Origin of the sequence: Streptomyces atratus, from assembly GCF_014648655.1 — a bacterium.
GTDB classification, from domain to species: Bacteria; Actinomycetota; Actinomycetes; order Streptomycetales; family Streptomycetaceae; genus Streptomyces; species Streptomyces atratus.
The window spans coordinates 31,298-49,121 of record NZ_BMRN01000008.1 but is presented as its reverse complement, the minus strand read 5'-3'; the positions used below and the strand labels follow the sequence as shown (position 1 = coordinate 49,121).

General features: G+C 70.9%; 14 protein-coding genes. 11 read left to right on the top strand and 3 right to left on the bottom strand.

What is annotated here, in order from left to right:
• Positions 1–62 precede the first annotated feature (62 nt).
• The 7 genes from IEZ15_RS15775 to IEZ15_RS15745 all read left to right on the top strand — a co-directional run bounded on the left by IEZ15_RS15775 (position 63) and on the right by IEZ15_RS15745 (position 7,330).
• Positions 63–1,337, top strand: coding sequence for an SCO2321 family membrane protein (locus tag IEZ15_RS15775; RefSeq protein WP_189277399.1), 1,275 nt, complete (start codon positions 63–65; stop codon positions 1,335–1,337).
• Positions 1,334–2,017 (top strand): SCO2322 family protein, encoded by a 684-nt coding sequence (locus IEZ15_RS15770; protein ID WP_189277397.1) that lies wholly within the window; start codon positions 1,334–1,336, stop codon positions 2,015–2,017. Before IEZ15_RS15775 ends, IEZ15_RS15770 begins: the two co-directional genes overlap by 4 nt.
• Positions 2,014–3,168, top strand: coding sequence for an energy-coupling factor transporter transmembrane component T (locus tag IEZ15_RS15765; protein ID WP_189277395.1), 1,155 nt, complete (start codon positions 2,014–2,016; stop codon positions 3,166–3,168). The genes IEZ15_RS15770 and IEZ15_RS15765 overlap by 4 nt, the downstream gene beginning before the upstream one ends.
• Complete coding sequence (locus IEZ15_RS15760) at positions 3,165–4,880, top strand: ABC transporter ATP-binding protein (RefSeq protein WP_189277393.1); 1,716 nt, start codon at positions 3,165–3,167, stop codon at positions 4,878–4,880. The genes IEZ15_RS15765 and IEZ15_RS15760 overlap by 4 nt, the downstream gene beginning before the upstream one ends.
• Positions 4,877–5,695, top strand: a complete 819-nt coding sequence (locus IEZ15_RS15755) for an ECF transporter S component (RefSeq protein WP_189277391.1) — start codon at positions 4,877–4,879, stop codon at positions 5,693–5,695. The genes IEZ15_RS15760 and IEZ15_RS15755 overlap by 4 nt, the downstream gene beginning before the upstream one ends.
• A 321-nt stretch (positions 5,696–6,016) precedes the next feature.
• Positions 6,017–6,457: an aggregation-promoting factor C-terminal-like domain-containing protein gene (locus IEZ15_RS15750; protein WP_189277389.1), complete on the top strand. Its 441-nt coding sequence runs from the start codon at positions 6,017–6,019 to the stop codon at positions 6,455–6,457.
• Positions 6,458–6,715: 258 nt separating this feature from the next.
• Positions 6,716–7,330 (top strand): hypothetical protein, encoded by a 615-nt coding sequence (locus tag IEZ15_RS15745; protein ID WP_229845910.1) that lies wholly within the window; start codon positions 6,716–6,718, stop codon positions 7,328–7,330.
• 246 nt (positions 7,331–7,576) lie between these two features.
• Here the strand turns inward: IEZ15_RS15745 and IEZ15_RS15740 are convergent, their stop codons facing one another.
• Positions 7,577–8,746: a steroid 3-ketoacyl-CoA thiolase gene (locus tag IEZ15_RS15740; RefSeq protein ID WP_189277386.1), complete on the bottom strand. Its 1,170-nt coding sequence runs from the start codon at positions 8,744–8,746 to the stop codon at positions 7,577–7,579.
• Between the two features lie 282 nt (positions 8,747–9,028).
• Here IEZ15_RS15740 and IEZ15_RS15735 point away from each other — a divergent pair, with 282 nt between their 5' ends.
• Complete coding sequence (locus IEZ15_RS15735) at positions 9,029–10,306, top strand: cytochrome P450 (RefSeq protein ID WP_189277384.1); 1,278 nt, start codon at positions 9,029–9,031, stop codon at positions 10,304–10,306.
• Between the two features lie 132 nt (positions 10,307–10,438).
• Complete coding sequence (locus IEZ15_RS15730; RefSeq protein ID WP_229845909.1) at positions 10,439–11,419, top strand: AEC family transporter; 981 nt, start codon at positions 10,439–10,441, stop codon at positions 11,417–11,419.
• A gap of 121 nt (positions 11,420–11,540) precedes the next feature.
• Here IEZ15_RS15730 and IEZ15_RS15725 read toward each other — a convergent pair whose 3' ends face one another.
• Positions 11,541–13,517 carry a bifunctional glycosyltransferase 87/phosphatase PAP2 family protein gene (locus tag IEZ15_RS15725; protein ID WP_229845922.1) on the bottom strand — a complete coding sequence of 659 codons (1,977 nt, stop codon included), beginning with the start codon at positions 13,515–13,517 and terminating at the stop codon, positions 11,541–11,543.
• A 385-nt stretch (positions 13,518–13,902) separates the two neighbouring features.
• Between IEZ15_RS15725 and IEZ15_RS15720 the strand changes: the two genes are divergently transcribed.
• Together IEZ15_RS15720 and IEZ15_RS15715 are read left to right on the top strand one after the other, a co-directional pair.
• Entirely contained in the window at positions 13,903–14,997 is a 1,095-nt protein-coding gene (locus IEZ15_RS15720; protein WP_189277755.1) for a DUF2330 domain-containing protein, read from the top strand.
• A 137-nt stretch (positions 14,998–15,134) separates the two neighbouring features.
• Positions 15,135–15,611 (top strand): GNAT family N-acetyltransferase, encoded by a 477-nt coding sequence (locus IEZ15_RS15715; RefSeq protein ID WP_189277378.1) that lies wholly within the window; start codon positions 15,135–15,137, stop codon positions 15,609–15,611.
• Positions 15,612–15,657: 46 nt separating this feature from the next.
• Here the strand turns inward: IEZ15_RS15715 and IEZ15_RS15710 are convergent, their stop codons facing one another.
• On the bottom strand, positions 15,658–17,709 hold the full coding sequence (locus tag IEZ15_RS15710) for an MFS transporter (protein WP_189277376.1): 2,052 nt from the start codon (positions 17,707–17,709) through the stop codon (positions 15,658–15,660).
• Positions 17,710–17,824 lie beyond the last annotated feature (115 nt).

Below are 17,824 nucleotides of genomic sequence, written 5' to 3'. Positions count from 1 at the left end.
CGGAGCCTGGTGCGTGAGCGTGCCTGTGCCCGGTTCCCCCCGCAGGAGAGGCCCCGCCCGCCATGACCGTACGCCGCAGCGCAGCAATGCTCGCCGCCACCGCCACCGTGCTCTGTGCGGCCGCTGCCCCGGTCGCGGTCGCAGCGCCGTCCCCGTCGCCCTCGCCGTCCACCGCACTGCCTTCCGGGCTGTACGGGACGAAGGACCCCACGTACGACGGTGTCTGGCGGCAGTCGCTGGCCTTCCTCGCCCAGCGGGTCGAGGGCGTCACGCCCGCCACGAAGTCGGTGGACTGGCTGATCGCCCAGCAGTGCGGCAACGGCGCCTACGCCTCGTACCGGCCCGATGTCTCCCAGCCGTGCACCGAGAAGACCGTGCTGGACACCAATGCCACCGCGGCCGCCGTCCAGGCGCTCGTCGAGGTGGGCGGGCACCGGGACATCGTGAACAACTCGGTGCGCTGGCTGAAGTCCGTACAGAACAAGGACGGCGGCTGGGGCTACACCGCGGGCGGGGCCAGTGACGCCAACTCCACCTCGCTGGTGATCGGCGCCCTTGCCCGGCAGGGCCAGCGGATCGCGGACATCACGACCCCGGGCGGCAAGACCCCCTACGACGCACTGCTGGGGCTCGCGATCCCGTGCGGCAGCAAGGACGGCGGCGCCTTCGCCTACCAGCCCGACAAGGCCGGGAAGCTCGCCGCCAACGCGGACGCCACCGCGGCCGCCGTGCTCGGCACGATGGGCAAGGCCATGGCCGTCGGGAACAACGCCGCGGTCAAGGCGCCCAGCTGCCATCCGGGGTCCGGTCTCACGCCCGAGCAGGCCGCCCAGAACGGCGCCCACTTCCTCGCGGACGCCCTCGCGACCAGCGGTCATCTCGACCTGGCGCCGATGCCCGGCGCCACCGACTCCACCCCGCAGCCCGACTTCGGCAACACCGCGGACGCGGTCGTCGCGCTGTCGGCCGCGGGCCACCAGGACAAGGCGGCCAAGGCCGTGGCCTGGCTGAAGAAGAACTCCGGGGCCTGGGCGGAGCAGAACGGTCCCGCCGCCTACGCGCAGCTCGCCCTCGCCGCGCACGCGACCGGCGCCGACGCCCGCGACTTCGGCGGCGTCAACCTGATCGACAAGCTGAACGCGACCGGTCCCGCCCCCGCGGCCGTCACGACGCCCGACCCGTCCGCCGACACCGGGTACGTGGCCACGGAGAAGGACCAGGTCCACAGCGGGGACGACGTGATCGGCGGCGTGTGGTGGTACGTCGGCATCGGCCTCGTCGTCGGTGCGGGCGCCGGCTTCCTGATCAGCGGCCGCCGCAAGAACCAGCAGCTGTGAGGCGGGCGGGAAGGGCCGCCGCTCTCCTGGTGGTCCTGGGCGCCGTCCTGGCCGTACTCGGCGCGGGGACGGCTCAGGCGGCCGGGTACCGGTACTGGTCGTTCTGGGAGGGCTCCGGCACCGGGTGGACGTATGCCACCCAGGGCCCGTCCCTGGTCCGCCCGGACGACGGCGCGGTGCAGGGTTTCCGGTTCTCGGTGAGCGAGGACTCCCAGGACTCGGCGAAGCCGCGCCGCTCTCCCGGTTTCGCGAAGATCTGCGCGGACACCCCGGCCGAGGACGGCACCAAGCGGGTCGCGCTGGTCATCGACCCGGGCACGACGGCGGACGCCCCGGCCGGCGAGACTCCGCCCGCGCTGCGCACCGCGTGCGCACGGGTCGCCCCGGACGCGAGCACCGCGGAGGCGCTCGCATCGGTGGCCAAACCGCTGCGCTACAGCAGCGACGCGCTGCTCTGTGCCATATCCGGCTATCCGGCCTCGGGCTGCGGCGAACAGGTCTCGGGCAACGGTGACCAGGCGCCTGCCGCGTCCGCATCCGCGTCCCCGGCCGATTCCGCCGCCGACGGGGACTCCGGCGGCTCCGGTGGCGGACCGTCCGCCGGGGTGCTGGTCGGGGTCGGTGCCGTTCTTCTCCTCGGCATCGCCGCAGTCGTGCAGGCCCGCCGCCGCCGCGGATGACCGCCCCGACCACCGGCCCGGTCCGGCTGCGCCGCCCGCTGCGCGCCCCCGGGGCGACCCGGAGCAACGCCCTGCCCGCCGGGGCCTGGTGGCTGTGGGCGCTCGGCCTCGCCACCGCCGCGTCCCGGACCACCAACCCACTGCTGCTCGGCCTGTTGGTGGGGGTGGCGGGCTATGTGGTCGCGGCACGCCGTACGGATGCGCCGTGGGCCCGTTCGTACGGGGCGTTCATCAGGATCGGGCTGTTCGTCGTCGGTGTGCGGCTGGTCTTCGCCGTCTTTCTCGGTTCGCCGATCCCCGGTACGCATACGGTGTTCACACTCCCCGAGGTGCCGCTGCCCGACTGGGCGAAGGGCGTCAGGATCGGGGGCCGGGTCACCGCCGAACAGCTGGTCTTCGCGCTGTACGACGGGGCGAAGCTGGCCACCCTGCTGATCTGCGTCGGTGCGGCGAACTCGCTCGCCAACCCGGCCAGGCTGCTGAAGTCGCTGCCGGGTGCGCTGTACGAGGCGGGGGTCGCCGTCGTCGTCGCGATGACGTTCGCGCCGAACATGGTCGCCGATGTGGTGCGGCTGCGCACCGCGCGGCGGCTGCGGGGCCGTCCGACCGGTGGCATCAAGGCGGTCCTCCAGATCGGACTGCCGGTCCTGGAGGGTGCGCTGGAGCGATCGGTCGCGGTGGCGGCCTCGATGGACGCGCGCGGATACGGGCGCACCGCCGAGGTCCCGCCCGCCGTCCGGCACACCACGAACGTCCTCACGCTCGGCGGGCTGCTCGGGGTGTGCGCGGGTACGTACGGTCTGCTGGCCGCGCAGGGTGCGGTGTACGGCCTGCCGCTGCTGATCGCCGGGCTCGTCGCCGCGATGGCCGGGCTGCGGCTCGGCGGGGCCCGCTCGGTCCGTACCCGCTACCGGCCCGACCGGTGGGGTGTGCGGGCCTGGCTGGTGGCGGGTTCGGGGGTCGCGGTGGCCGTGGCGATGATCTGGGCGGGCGGTGTCGACGGGGAGGCGCTGCGCCCCGGGGTCGTGCCGCTGGTCGCACCGGTGCTTCCGTTGTGGCCCGCGGCGGCGGTGCTGATCGGGCTGCTGCCCGCGGTGGTGGCGCCCGTGCCGCCCCCGGTGGGCGCCCCGAATTCCAAGGAGAGCCAGTGATCCGGTTCGAGCACGTCTCGGTGCAGTACGAGGGGACGGAGCGCCCCACCCTCTGCGGGGTCGATCTGACCATTCCCGAGGGCGAGTTGGTACTGCTCGTCGGTCCGTCCGGGGTCGGCAAGTCGACGCTGCTGGGCGCCGTGTCCGGTCTCGTACCGCACTTCACCGGCGGCACGCTGAGCGGCCGGGTCACGGTCGACGGTCGCGACACGCGTACTCACAAACCACGCGAACTCGCCGATCTGGTCGGCACGGTGGGCCAGGACCCGCTCTCCCACTTCGTCACCGACACGGTCGAGGACGAGCTGGCCTACGGGATGGAGTCGCTGGGCCTCGCCCCCGATGTGATGCGGCGGCGGGTCGAGGAGACCCTCGATCTGCTGGGCCTGGCCGGGCTGCGCGACCGGCCGATCGCCACGCTCTCCGGCGGGCAGCAGCAGCGGGTCGCGATCGGCTCGGTCCTCACCCCGCATCCGAAGGTCCTGGTCCTCGACGAGCCGACGTCCGCGCTGGACCCGGCGGCGGCCGAGGAGGTCCTCGCCGTGCTGCAACGGCTGGTGCACGACCTGGGTACGACGGTCCTGATGGCGGAGCACCGGCTGGAGCGGGTGGTGCAGTACGCGGACCAGGTCGTCCTGCTGCCGTCGCCGGGCGCCGCACCGGTCATGGGCGCGCCCGCGGACATCATGGCCGTCTCCCCGGTCCACCCACCGGTCGTCGCGCTGGGCCGGCTGGCGGGGTGGGAGCCACTGCCGCTCTCGGTCCGCGATGCCCGGCGCCGGGCGGCGGGCCTGCGCGAGCGGCTGGCGCAGGCACACCCCCCGTCGCCCGCGCCGGCCTGCGCAACCGTGCTGGCCCCGCTGCCCACCGCCCCCGCGCGGCGCGGCGCCCTCGCCCGGCTGCTGGGCCGCGGCGCACAGACCACCACCGCCGCTTTTGAGCCCGTCACCGATGCCACGGCCCGGGTCGAGCGTCTCGGTGTACGGCGTGGGCGCGTCGAGGCGCTGCGCCGGGTGACGCTCACCGTCGCCGCCGGCGAGACCGTCGCCCTGATGGGCCGTAACGGTGCGGGCAAGTCCACCCTGCTGGCTGCGCTCGTCGGCATGGTCGAGCCCACCACGGGCAGCGTCCTCGTCGGGGACCGGACCCCGCACCGTACACAGCCGCGCGAGATGGTGCGCCGGGTCGGCCTCGTACCGCAGGAACCACGCGATCTGCTGTACGCGGACACGGTCGCCACCGAGTGCGCCGCGGCCGACGCCGACGCGGGCGCCGCAGCGGGCAGCTGTCGGGCCCTGGTCTGCGAACTGCTGCCCGGTGTGCCGGACGACACGCACCCCCGCGATCTCTCCGAGGGGCAGCGCCTCGCGCTCGCCCTGGCCGTCGTGCTCACCGCGAGGCCCCCGCTGCTGCTCCTGGACGAGCCGACCCGCGGGCTGGACTACGCGGCGAAGGCCCGACTGGTGGGGGTGCTGCGCGGTCTCGCGGCCGACGGGCATGCGATCGTCCTGGCCACGCACGACGTGGAACTCGCCGCCGAACTGGCGCACCGGGTGGTGATACTCGCCGACGGGGAGACCGTCGCGGACGGGGAGACCCGGCAGGTGGTGGTCTCCTCCCCGGCGTTCGCTCCGCAGACCGCGAAGATCCTCGCCCCGCAGGAGTGGCTGACCGTGACGCAGGTGCGCGGCGCGCTGGGAGCCACGTCATGAGCGGGCGCCGGACACGACCGGTACGTCTCGGGCCGCGTGCGATCGCCGCGCTCGTCCTCATCAGTGCGATCGGGGTGGTCGCGTTCGGCTGGCCGCTGCTGGCCGGTGCGGACTCCGGTCTGGCGCATTCCCAGGACGCGCCGTGGCTGTTCGCCGCGTTGCTGCCGCTGCTGGTCGGCGTGGTCGTCGCGATGATCGCGGACTCCGGTCTCGACGCGAAGGCGGTGGCGATGCTGGGGGTGCTGGCCGCGGTCGGCGCCGCGCTGCGCCCGCTGGGCGCGGGCACGGCGGGGCTGGAACCGATGTTCTTCCTGATGGTGCTGAGCGGCCGGGTGCTCGGGCCCGGCTTCGGCTTCGTGCTCGGCTCGGTGACGATGTTCGCGTCCGCGCTGCTCACCGGTGGGGTGGGTCCGTGGATGCCGTTCCAGATGCTGTCGATGGGCTGGTTCGCGATGGGCGCGGGCCTGCTGCCGGGCCCCGACCGGCTGCGCGGACGGGCCGAGCTCCTGATGCTCGCGGCGTACGGGTTCGTGGCGTCGTTCGCGTACGGCACGGTGATGAACCTGTACGGCTGGACGATCGTGCCCGGACTCGGCTCGGGGATCTCCTTCCAGCCGGGTGACCCACTGCCGGAGAACCTGGTCCGCTTCCTCGCGTACTGCACGGCCACCTCGCTCGGCTGGGACCTGGGCCGGGCCGTGCTCACCTTGGTGCTGACCCTCACCATCGGCGCGACGCTGCTGAAGGCGCTGCGCCGGGCCACCCGCCGCGCCGCCTTCGAGGCCCAGGTCACATTCGACGCCTCCGGCAAGTGAGGCCTCCCACAGGGCCTCGGTGCTCCACGACCCGGGGTAGTAGCCGCACCCATCCGGTACGAACCACTCCATATGCCCCCTGACCTGCTATGACACCTTTGAGGTAATTCGGACGGTTTGGGACTTCCGCCTCCGGGTGCGAAGCGGGCTCGTATCGGGGGTCGTTGCCACGGCCGAACGGCGCCGCTAACACTGGAGCACGTCGCCGAGCACCGCCTGGTCCACCGAAACGGACCGCGGTCGGACGAGACCGATCCACCCGCACCACCGCACGATCCGGATCGGCCCGCGACTCCCCCGTACCCGACCGTCAGGACTCCTGTGTCGTTCGCCCGTAACATCCTCGCCCTGCCCCGCACCGCCCGCCGCAAGTCCGCCGTCGCCGGCACCGCCGTACTCCTCGGCACCACCGGCCTGGCCCTCGGCGTCACCCCGGCCATGGCCGCACCGGCCACCGCGCCGACCGCCGTCGCCGCAGGCGCGCAGGACACGGCGAAGTCGTTGATCGGCAACGCCGCACAGTTCCAGTGCTTCAGCAACATCGTCCAGCACGAGAGCGGCTGGAACCCCAGCGCGACCAACGCCTCGTCCGGCGCCTACGGCCTCGTCCAGGCCCTGCCCGGCTCGAAGATGGCCTCCGCCGGCTCCGACTGGAAGACCAACGCCAAGACCCAGATCAAGTGGGGCATGGACTACATGAACTCCCGCTACGGCAGCCCGTGCGGCGCCTGGTCGTTCTGGCAGGCCAACCACTGGTACTGAGCCGACACCTCCTGAGCTCACGCGTTGGCCCCGACCACCGGTCGGGGCCTTCGCCACGCCCTGAGGCGGGTCAACACTTGGAAACGGTCTACTTCATATAACTTGGCCAGCTTAATAAACCGTTGGTCCATTTAGGCGCATTTTGCTTGGGCGTCCGTTCCCGTCAGCCGCCGAAGCGTTGTCACCTACGTGGAACCTCGAGATTTCTGGGATCGGAACGCCGTACTGGCGGAAGCATTCTGCGCCAGCGACGAACGCATGCGCCTGGCGCAGGCGCTACTGGACGAGGCGCAGGCGGAGCGGAGCAGAATGCTTGCGGCTTTCGCCGTCACAGTCGGCGACGACGGCTCGATCGCAGACATGATGGGCCTCAACGAACGCGAAGTGCGATTAGCGCGACGCACGGTGGGCCGCGGTGACGCCCGGTCCCTCGCCCAGGAACTCCTGAGCCGGACCCAGCAGGCGACGAGGGAAGCGCCGGCCGAACCAGCACCCGAGATCCCCGTACCTCACCCGCGCGAAGAGGTGGTCGTCGCGCCGCTGGACACGCCACCGCCGGCCCCGGCTCCGCCCCCTCCTTCCTTGCCGCCCGTCGAGATGGAGAACACGGTCGTCTGGTCGCCCAGCATGGACTCCGTACTGCTGTGGAGCTGGGAGTCCGGCCTCGACGTGCAGACGGTCGCCGCCGAACTCGGTCTGGACGTAAGGGCACTGCTGATGCGCGTGCAGGAGCTCGCCAACGACGGACTGCTCACGCTCACGGCCCCGGTCGCCGAGGTGAGCCGGTCCGGGCGGCACCGCCGCCAGCACGAAGACGGATACGCCACACTGTTCGCCCCCACCACCACCTTCCCCACCCACGTGCCGTACTGAGCGGGCGCGCCCGTCCGTCACCCCGGCGGCATGGACCCGGTCGGGTTCATGCCGCCGGGCGCCCGGTTCAGTGCCGCGCGGCGACTGTGTCGAACCAGCGCACGATCTGTGGCCCCGACTTCATGTACGTGTGGCCGGCAGAACCCTGTATGCAGCCGCGCGCGGCGCCGGTACCGGCGTGGGCCCCCGGCCGGAGGTGCATCTGACAACACCCCCGGCCGCGGGGGCTTCCTCCACAGTGCCGCGTTACAGCCGCTGGATGATCGTGCCCGTCGCCAGCGCTCCGCCCGCGCACATCGTGATCAGAGCGAACTCCTTGTCGCGGCGCTCCAGTTCATGCAGGGCCGTGGTGATCAGCCGGGCCCCGGTGGCGCCCACCGGGTGGCCCAGCGCGATGGCACCGCCGTTGACGTTGACCTTTTCGAGGTCCTGCTCGAAGACCTGGGCCCAGCTCAGCACCACCGATGCGAAGGCCTCGTTGATCTCGACGATGTCGATGTCCTTGAGCGACATCCCTGCCTTGCCGAGCACCGCGCGGGTCGCGTCGATCGGTCCGTCGAGGTGGAAGTGCGGGTCGGCGCCGACCAGCGCCTGCGCAACGATCCTGGCGCGAGGCTTGAGCTTGAGTGCGCGCGCCATCCGCTTGGACGCCCACATGATCGCGCAGGCGCCGTCGGATATCTGCGAGGAGTTGCCCGCGGTGTGGATCGCGGTGGGCATGACCGGTTTGAGCCGGCCGAGCCCCTCCATCGTGGTGTCCCGCAGCCCCTCGTCCCGGTCGACCAGACGCCACATGCCCTGCCCGGCCGCCTGCTCCTCCTCGGTGGTCGGCACCTGGACCGCGTACGTCTCCCGTTTGAACCGTTCCTCGGCCCAGGCGACGGCGGCCCGCTCCTGCGAGATCAACCCGAGCGAGTCGACGTTCTCCCGGGTGAGTCCGCGATTGCGGGCGATGCGCTCGGCCGCCTCGAACTGGTTGGGCAGGTCGACGTTCCACTCGTCGGGCCAGGGCTTGCCCGGTCCGTGCTTGGAGCCGCTGCCCAGCGGCACCCGCGACATGGCCTCGACACCGCAGCTGATACCGATGTCGATCACTCCGGCCGCGACCATGTTGGCGACCATGTGGGAGGCCTGCTGCGAGGAGCCGCACTGGCAGTCCACGGTGGTGGCGGCGGTCTCGTACGGAAGGCCCACGGTGAGCCAGGCGTTGCGGGCCGGGTTCATGGACTGTTCGCCGGCGTGGGTGACCGTACCGCCGACGATCTGTTCGACGCAGTCGGCGTGGATGCCGGTGCGGCCGAGGAGTTCTCGGTAGGTCTCGCCCAGCAGATAGGCGGGGTGCAGATTGGCGAGCGCACCTCCGCGCTTGCCGATGGGGGTGCGTACAGCTTCGACGATGACGGGTTCCGCGGCCATGAGCTCGTCCTCTCCTCGCACTTCCGCAGGGGCGTCCCGGCGCCCGCGGAGGGGAACTAGTACGCGTTCTAGTTCTGTAGGCAGTCTTGTGGGGCTTACCCCGGGTACGCAAGGGTCTTGCACGCACCTTGCGCCCGCTTCATGCCTGCCTCACCCACTCTTCACGCAACAGATCGAGCCACCCCTCTTGCCAGTTGTAGAACTCGTTACTACCTTTCGGGCAACTTCTGATGGGTCGTCAGACATCGTTCGGGCGACTCTCGGCCCGACCTGGAGTTGCCGATGCCCTGCCCCCATCTGCCCGAAGGGTTCGACTTCACCGATCCCGATCTGCTCCAAGCCCGCATTCCGCACCCGGAGTTCGCACAGATGCGGCAGACCGCACCGGTCTGGTGGTGCACCCAGCCGGCCGGTATCTCCGGTTTCGACGACGAGGGCTACTGGGTCGTCACCCGGCACGCGGACGTCAAGTACGTCTCCACCCATCCCGAGCTGTTCTCCTCGAACACCAACACCGCGGTCATCCGGTTCAACGAGTCGATCAGCCACGACCAGATCGAGGTCCAGAAGCTGATCATGCTGAACATGGACCCGCCCGAACACACCCGGGTCCGGCAGATCGTCCAGCGGGGGTTCACGCCCCGGGCGATTCGTTCCCTGGAGCAGGCCCTCCGTAGCCGCGCCCGCCAGATCGTCGAGACCGCTCTGGCCGCCGCGGGCGATGACGGTTCGTTCGACTTCGTCACCAACATCGCCGTCGAACTGCCGCTCCAGGCCATCGCCGAACTCATCGGTGTGCCGCAGGAGGACCGGTCCAGGATCTTCGACTGGTCCAACAAGATGGCCGCGTACGACGATCCCGAGTACGCGATCACCGAGGAGGTCGGCGCCGAGGCGGCCATGGAGATCGTCTCGTACTCGATGAATCTGGCGGCCGCCCGCAAGGAGTGCCCGGCCAAGGACATCGTCTCCCAGCTGGTCGCCGCGGAAGGTCAAGGGAACCTCTCCTCCGACGAGTTCGGCTTCTTCGTGATCCTGCTCGCCGTCGCCGGGAACGAGACCACCCGCAACGCCATCAGCCACGGCATGCACGCCTTCCTCACCCACCCCGACGAGTGGGAGCTCTACAAGCGCGAGCGGCCGGAGACGACCGCCGAGGAGATCGTCCGCTGGGCCACCCCCGTGGTCTCCTTCCAGCGGACGGCCACTCAGGACACCGAACTGGGCGGGCAGCAGATCAAGAAGGGCGACAGGGTCGGCCTGTTCTACTCCTCGGCCAATAACGACCCCGAGGTCTTCGAGAACCCGGAGACCTTCGACATCTCCCGCGATCCCAACCCCCACCTCGGCTTCGGCGGCGGCGGTCCGCACTTCTGCCTCGGCAAGTCCCTTGCCGTGATGGAGATCAACCTGATCTTCAACGCGATCGCGGATGTGCTGCCGGACCTGCGGCTGGTCGGCGACCCGCGGCGGCTGCGCTCGGCATGGCTCAACGGGATCAAGCAGCTTCAGGTCAGCACCGCCGCGAGCGCCGCGGGCGTCGGTACCACCGGGAGCTGACCGCTTCCGGCAGCTTCGGACGGCGGGGGGCTCCCTCTCACGCCCCGGCCCCCGCCGTCCGTACCGACAGACCCCGCCCCCCTCCGAACCCCCGCGGGAGACACGCACAACTGCGCGAGGATGATGGCGGGCATGCACGCCCTGCTCTCCGCCTTCGCCCCCATCTGGACGCTCACGGCCATCGGGTACGCGGTCGGACGCAGTGGTCTCCTCGGCGAACAGGCGGAAGCCGTGCTCGGCCGGTTCGTCTTCCATGTGGCGATGCCCGCCGCCCTGTTCACCATGGTTTCCGGGGCACGGCCGGCCGCCTTCGCCAACTCCTCGATGGTGGCCTTCGCGGCGGGTACGGCGCTGGTCTGCGGCCTCGGCTTCGTGGCGGCCGGCCGGCTCTTCGGCCGCGGCACGGCCGACCGGGCGATCGGCAGCATGGCGTCCGGTTACGTCAACTCCGCGAATCTCGGTATTCCGGTGGCGGTCCAGGTGCTCGGCGACGCGTCGTTCGTCGCCCAGATCATCCTGTTCCAGGTGCTGTTGGTCTCCCCGGTGATCCTGACGCTGCTGGACACGGGCACGGGGACGGGCTCCGGAAAGGGCGTCGTGGTCCGGCGGATGCTGACCATGCCGGTCCGCAACCCCATCATCATGGCCTCGTTGCTGGGTGTCGTCGTCTCCGCACTCGGCCTGCGGCTGCCGCACGCCCTCGCCCACTCCGGCGACCTGCTCGGCGCCGCCGCCGTGCCGACGGCCCTGATCACGCTGGGCCTGTCCCTGAACAGCCGCCCGGCGACCGGCGGTCCGACGGAGCACACGGAGCCTGCCGAGTCCACGGTGCGTACGAAGCGTGCGGAGGTCGTTGTGACGGTCGCTCTCAAGACATTGGTCCAGCCCCTGATCGCCTTCGTCGTCGGCGGCCCGCTGTTGCATCTGCCGGACCACCAGTTGATGGCCGTCGTGCTCTGTTCCGCGCTGCCGACCGCTCAGAACGCCTTCATCTACGCCCAGCAGTACGGCCTGGACACCCGCGTGGCCCGCAACTCCGTGGTGGCCTCGACGGTGGTGTCCATGGCCACGCTGTCCTTGGCCACCTGGGTGCTCGGGACGACCGGCCCCTGAGCCGTTCGAGTGGCGGGGTGAGGCCGACGGGCGGATGCTGGGCAGGCGGCGATCCATGCCGAAGGGGTGCCGGGACGATGTGCTCGTCCCGGCACCCCTTCGGCCCTTCACGGTCTCCGCGCTACTGGAGCTGCTTGCTGCTCACCGCGTCGTCGGGCGACCTCGGAACCGGCACCGCGATCCCGTCCTTCGGCTCCGCCGCCGCAGGCACGGCCGGCAGCTGCAGCCTCCGCGGCCCCGACAGTACGTAGGTCAGCCCGAAGCCGAGCGCGACGACGGCCGCGCCGCCCACCGCGTCCAGCACCCAGTGATTGGCCGTGGCCACGATCGCGGAGACCGTGAACAGCGGGTGCAGCAGCCCCAGCGCCTTCATCCACATCTTCGGGGCCAGCATGACGATGACCACACCGCACCAGAGCGACCAGCCGAAGTGCAGCGAGGGCATCGCCGCGTACTGATTGGTCATCGAGGTCAGCGTTCCGTAGTCCGGCTTCGCGAAGTCCTGCACGCCATGGACGGTGTCGATGAAGCCGAGTCCCGGCATCAGCCGCGGCGGGGCCAGCGGGTAGAGCCAGAAGCCGACCAGCCCGAGGACCGTGGCGAAGCCTATGGAGCTGCGGACCCAGCGGTAGTCCGCGGGGCGTCGTACGTACAGCACACCGAGAATCGCCAGCGGCACGATGAAGTGGAACGTCGCGTAGTAGTAGTCGAAGAAGCCCCGCAGCCAGGGGACCTCGACGACCGCGTGGTTGGCCCAGTGCTCGATGTCGATGTGCAGCCACTGTTCGAGGGAGTGGACCTGCCGACCGTGGTGTTCGGCGGTGGCGCGGCCGGCCGTCGCCGCGAGTCTGACATGGGAGTAAGCGGAGTACACGACCCTGATCAGAAGCAGTTCCAGCAGCAGATTGGGCCGGCTGAGCACCCGCCGCCAGAACGGCAGCAGGGGGACGCGTCCCCAGCGGGCCGCGACCGGGGCCGCGTGGTCCGTCGGGATCGGGTGTTGCCAGTACGGCGAGGTGCGCGGCAGGAACGGTGCGGCACAGGCCGCGCCGAGCGCCGCGATCAGCAGCACGTTGTCGCGTACGGGGAAGACCACCGCATTGTTCGGCAGCAGCATCTTCCCCGGCAGTGTGAGCACGAGCACCACGACCACCGGCCACACCAGCCGGTCGGAAGCCCGCTTGCCGACCCGGCCGACCACGGCGAGCAGCACCCACAGCAACTGGTGCTGCCAAGCGGTGGGTGAGACGGCGACGGCGACACAGCCGGTCACGGCGACGGCGAGCAGCAGCTGCCCGTCGCGTGCGTACCGTATGGCGCGGCGCAGTCCGAGGTAGCAGACGGCGGCCGCCAGCACCACGAACAGCGCGATTTCCAGCGGGCCCTCCAGGCCGAATCGGAGCAGCGCGCCGTGCAGGGACTGGTTGGCCAGGCTGTCCGCGTTGTCGCCGAGCCCGGCGCCCGCGACATGGTGCACCCAGTAGGTCCATGAGTCGTGCGGCATCGCGGCCCAGGCCAGCGCGGTGCAGGCGGCGAACGCGATGCCACCGGTCACCGCCGCCTGCCGGCGGCCGGTGAGCCGGAGCAGGACCGCGAAGAGCAGCACGGCCGGCTGGAGCGCGGCCGCGAGCCCGATCAGGAGGCCCGAGGCACGTTCCCCGCGGACCGCGAAACAGGCCAGCAGCACCAGCAGGACCGGCAGGATGCTGGTCTGCCCCAGGTGGAGTGCGTTTCGGACCGGCAGGGAGAGCATCAGCAGGCTGATCGCGACGGGGGCGGCCAGCAGTGAGGTGCGGCGGGTGACCGGGGCCGGCAGCGCACGGGCGGCGATGATGCCGAGGGCGGCGACGAGCAGCAGCGAACCGAAGGTCCAGGCGACGCCCAGGCTCTGTTCGGCGGTCCGGGTCAGTGGCTTGAGCACCAGCCCGGCGAACGGGGTGCCGGTGAACCGGTCGCTGCTGTACAGCGAGCCCGTCACGTGCAGGACACCGTTCTCACCGATCCAGGTCTCCAGATCGGTGAGCCGTTCGCCCGGCGGCTGCCGTAGCACCACCGCCATCTGCCGTACGGCCAGTGCGGCCACAACCAGCCAGAGCAGAGCCCGGGCAGCTCCCGTCCTCTCCCCTGTCGCCGCATTTCCGCGCACACTGTGCTCCGCATCCGCCACGCTGCGCCGACCCTCCCGCCGTTTCCGTGCCCGTCCCTCGACCTGGGCGTGCTGTGAAACCTTCGCATTGCGCTATGAGGTAGACACAATCAACCCCCTCTTCGCCTGACCGTCATCATCCTTTTTTTCCGAAAGAGTGACCGAAGGGCCTGTTGGGCCGGGCCTCGGCGCCGGAACCGGACCGGTGGTTCCCACGTCCTCCCCCGTGTTCGTCGATCGCGGGGGAGGAAGACAGGACATGCGGTGCGCAGGGGGGATGCGGGGTGTGCGGGGTGAGGGGCGCGGGTGGCTGGTGCGCGCACTGTCACTGCTGCTGATGCTGGCGTCGCTGCAGCTGGGGTCGCTGATCAGCCCGGCGTACGCCTGTGGCTGCGGGGCGATGGTCCCGAGCAGGGCAACCCAGGTCTCGGTCGACCGGGAGACGTCGGTGGTGGACTGGGACGGCCGTACCGAACAGATCGTCATGCGGCTCACGGTCCGCGGGGACGCCCCCGAGGCGGCCTGGATCATGCCGGTGCCGCACCGGGCGACCGTGGAGCTCGGTGATCCGTCGCTCTTCTCCGAGCTCGCCACCCTCACCGCACCGGTGCAGGCGACCAGACACTACTTCTGGCCGCGCTCCGACGACTGGCCGTTCGCCGGTTCGGGCAACAGCGGGGACGGAGTCGGGGCCCCTTCGAGCGCCGCGCCGTCCGTCGAGGTGGTGGGCCGGGAACGGCTAGGCCCGTTCGATGTGGCGCGGCTGGCCGCGACCGACCCCGAGGCGCTGCAGAAATGGCTGCAGGACAACGGCTTCGAGCTGCCCGACCGGCTGGCGACGGCGCTGAAGCCCTATGTCGACCAGAAGTGGGAGTACGTCGCGATCCGCCTCGCTCCCCGGGACAAGAACAATCCCCTCGGCGGCGACCTCGATCCGCTGCGGCTGCGCTTCGCCAGCGACCGGCTGGTCTACCCGATGCGGCTGTCGAAGCTCGCTTCGACGCCGCAGCAGCTGGACCTGTACGTCCTGGCGGCGCATCGGATGGAGCCGCGCGACGCGATCGGCGGCAATGCGCCGCAGGTGACGTATGCGGGCAGGATCGACCCCCGGTCGGCACGGGACGACACCGGGGCGCTGGAGGCGGTGACGGGCGGGAAGCCGGTGTTCGTCACCGCGATCGAGCAGTCGTTCCCGTATCCGGAGCGGATCGACGGCGATCATGAACTGCGCGCGGCCGAGGCCGACACCCCGTACCGGACCATGGTGTACACGGACAGGCTGCTGACCGTGGGCGGTGTCCCCGTCTGGGTGCTGTCGCTGCTCGGGGCCGTGCTGGTGGCGGCTGCGGTGGTGCTGCTGGTGCTGCGGGTCCGACGGCACCGGCCTGTGGTGCCTCCGCCGCCGGTCACGGTTCCGCCGCCGCTGGGATGAGCACCGGGGCCGCTTGCCGCAATCCGAACGCTTGCGTGCGGAGTGAAGCGCCGGCTCCACCGATCCGTTCGTTCCTCCCTGCCGAGCCGGCCAAATCCGTTCGCTCCGCCGGCCGTGATCGAGTCAGGATGACCGGCATGACCTGGACCATGGCCCCCGAACCCTTCGACTCCCCCGACGCCGCGCTGCTGCGTCGCGACTATTACGACGAGGTCGCCAGCCGCTACTGGGGGCGGCCCGCGACCGCCGAGGAGATCGACGAGGGGCTCACCGACGACGGCGCCCACCGGCTCGCTGCGCCCACCGGCCAGTTCGTCGTCGGCCGGTTCGGGGGGAAGCCGGCGGCCTGCGCCGGGCTGCTGGTGGTGGACGCGGACGTCGCGGAACTGACCCGGGTGTTCGTACGCCCCGAACACCGCGGTACGGGCGGCGGCGGGCTGCTCCTGGCGGCCGTCGAGAGCGCGGCGCGCGCCTTCGGCATAAGCACGGTCAGGCTCGACACCCGCAATGACCTGGTCGAGGCACGGGGGCTGTACGCCAAGCACGGCTATCGGGAGGTTCCGGCGTTCCACCGGCGACAGTACGCGGAGCACTGGTTCGCCAAGGAGTTGTAGGGGTCCGGGAGCCTGCAGGAGGCGCAGGAGGTGTCCGCGAAGCGGCTCACCGCGGTCGGGCCGTGTGGTCCCGCATCGCCTCGGGGCTCTGCGGCCGCTCCTTGCTCGACCCGTTCGTCTCGGCGGTCAGCTCCGCCACGAGCTTGACCAGGTCCGTCGGCCGTTCCGGCCCCCACCAGTCGCCCAGCAGCTCGGCCATCGATTCCTCACGGGCCTGCGCGAGCTTCACCACCACTTCCGCGCCGGCCTCCGTGAGCACCAGCTGTACGCCTTCGCGCCGGACCAGTCCGCGCTCCTCCAGCTGACGTGCCGCCTCGGTGACCACCCGTAGCGGCACCGGGGTGACCTCGGCGAGCATGGCCGGTTCGACCGTGCCGTGCCGGGCTGTGCGCAGCAGCATCCAGCTCGCCGCGGGCAGCAGGTCGTACCCCGCTCTCTTGGTGATCTCCTCGTAGACCTTGCGGCGCCCCGCGCGGGTGGCGAGCACCGAGAGGGCCCGGGCGCATTCGTCGTACGAGGACCGCTCGACCGGGTTCGACGCCAGGGTCTCGGTGGGCTCCGGCGCGGTCACCGAGCCGCGCAGCCTGTCCTCCTTGAGGAACCACGCGAAGACGAAGGCGACCAGGACGACGGGTGCCGCGTACACGAACACATCGGTGATCGAGGTCGAGTACGCGTGGAGCACCGAGGGCCGCAGCGCGGGCGGCAGCCGGCCGATGGCGCGCGGGTCGGCGGCCAGCCCCTGGGCACTGACCCCGGGGGGCAGGGAGCGGCCGGTGAGCGCGGCGGCCAGTTTGTCGGTGAGCCGGTTCGTGAAGATCGTGCCGAAGACGGCGACACCGAACGAGGCGCCGATGGAGCGGAAGAAAGTGGCTCCGGACGTGGCGACGCCGAGATCCTCGTACGTGACGGCGTTCTGCACGACCAGTACCAGAACCTGCATCACCAGGCCGAGCCCGGCACCGAAGACGAAGAAGTAGATGCTCATCTCCAGGGTGCTGCTGGTCTCCGTGAGCCGGTGCAGGAGCTGCAGTCCGATCGCGGTGATGCCGGTGCCCGCGATCGGGAAGACCTTCCAGCGGCCGGTGCGGCTGACGATCTGCCCGGACAGGGTCGAGGTGAGGAGCAGACCGAGCACCATCGGGAGCATGTGCACACCGGACATCGTCGGCGTGATGCTGTGCACCACCTGCAGGAAGGTCGGCAGATAGGTCATCGCGCCGAACATCGCGAAGCCCACGACGAAGCTGATGACGGCGACGAGGGTGAAGGTCCTGATCCGGAACAGCTTCAGCGGAATGACGGGCTCCGCGGCACGGCGCTCCACGTGCACGAAGGCGATCAGCAGCAGCACGCTCAGCGCGGCGAGAGTGATGATCTGCACGGAGCCCCAGGCCCAGGTGGTGCCGCCGAGCGAGGCGACGAGGACCAGACAGGTGGCGACGGAGGCGATGAGGAAGGTGCCGAGGTAGTCGATGGTGTGCTGCGTACGACGGACCGGGATGTAGAGCACGGCGGCGATCACGAGGAGCGCGACGACGCCGATCGGCAGGTTGATGTAGAAGACCCAGCGCCAGCTGAGGTGCTGGGTGAAGAAGCCGCCCAGGAGCGGCCCGAGGACGCTCGTCGCGCCGAAGACCGCTCCGAACAGGCCCTGGTACTTGCCTCGTTCGCGCGGCGCGACGATGTCGCCGACGATCGCCATCGAGAGCACGATGAGGCCGCCGCCGCCGAGGCCCTGAAGGGCCCGGAAGCCGATGAGCTGCGGCATGTTCTGGGCGACGCCGCAGAGCGCCGAGCCGATGAGGAAGATGACGATGGCGGTCTGGAAGAGCTTCTTGCGCCCGTACTGGTCACCGAGCTTGCCCCAGAGCGGCGTCGCGGCGGTCGACGCCAGCAGATAGGCCGTGACGACCCAGGAGAGATGTTCCAGACCGCCGAGGTCGCTGACGATGGTCGGCAGCGCGGTGGAGACGATGGTCTGGTCGAGCGCGGCCAGAAGCATGCCGAGAAGAAGCGCACCGATGGCCACCATGACCGACCGCGTGGAGCGGTCCTCGCCGGGGGCCGGGGCCGGGGGGCTCAGATGCTTGGCCATGGAACATCTCCTCGGATCCGCTACATCCCCATCCTGGCCGTTCCGCACGGTTATGGCCTGCCGAGCGGGACCGGGCCCGGGACCTGCGGGGACGGGCCCTGGGCGGGTGTCGCGG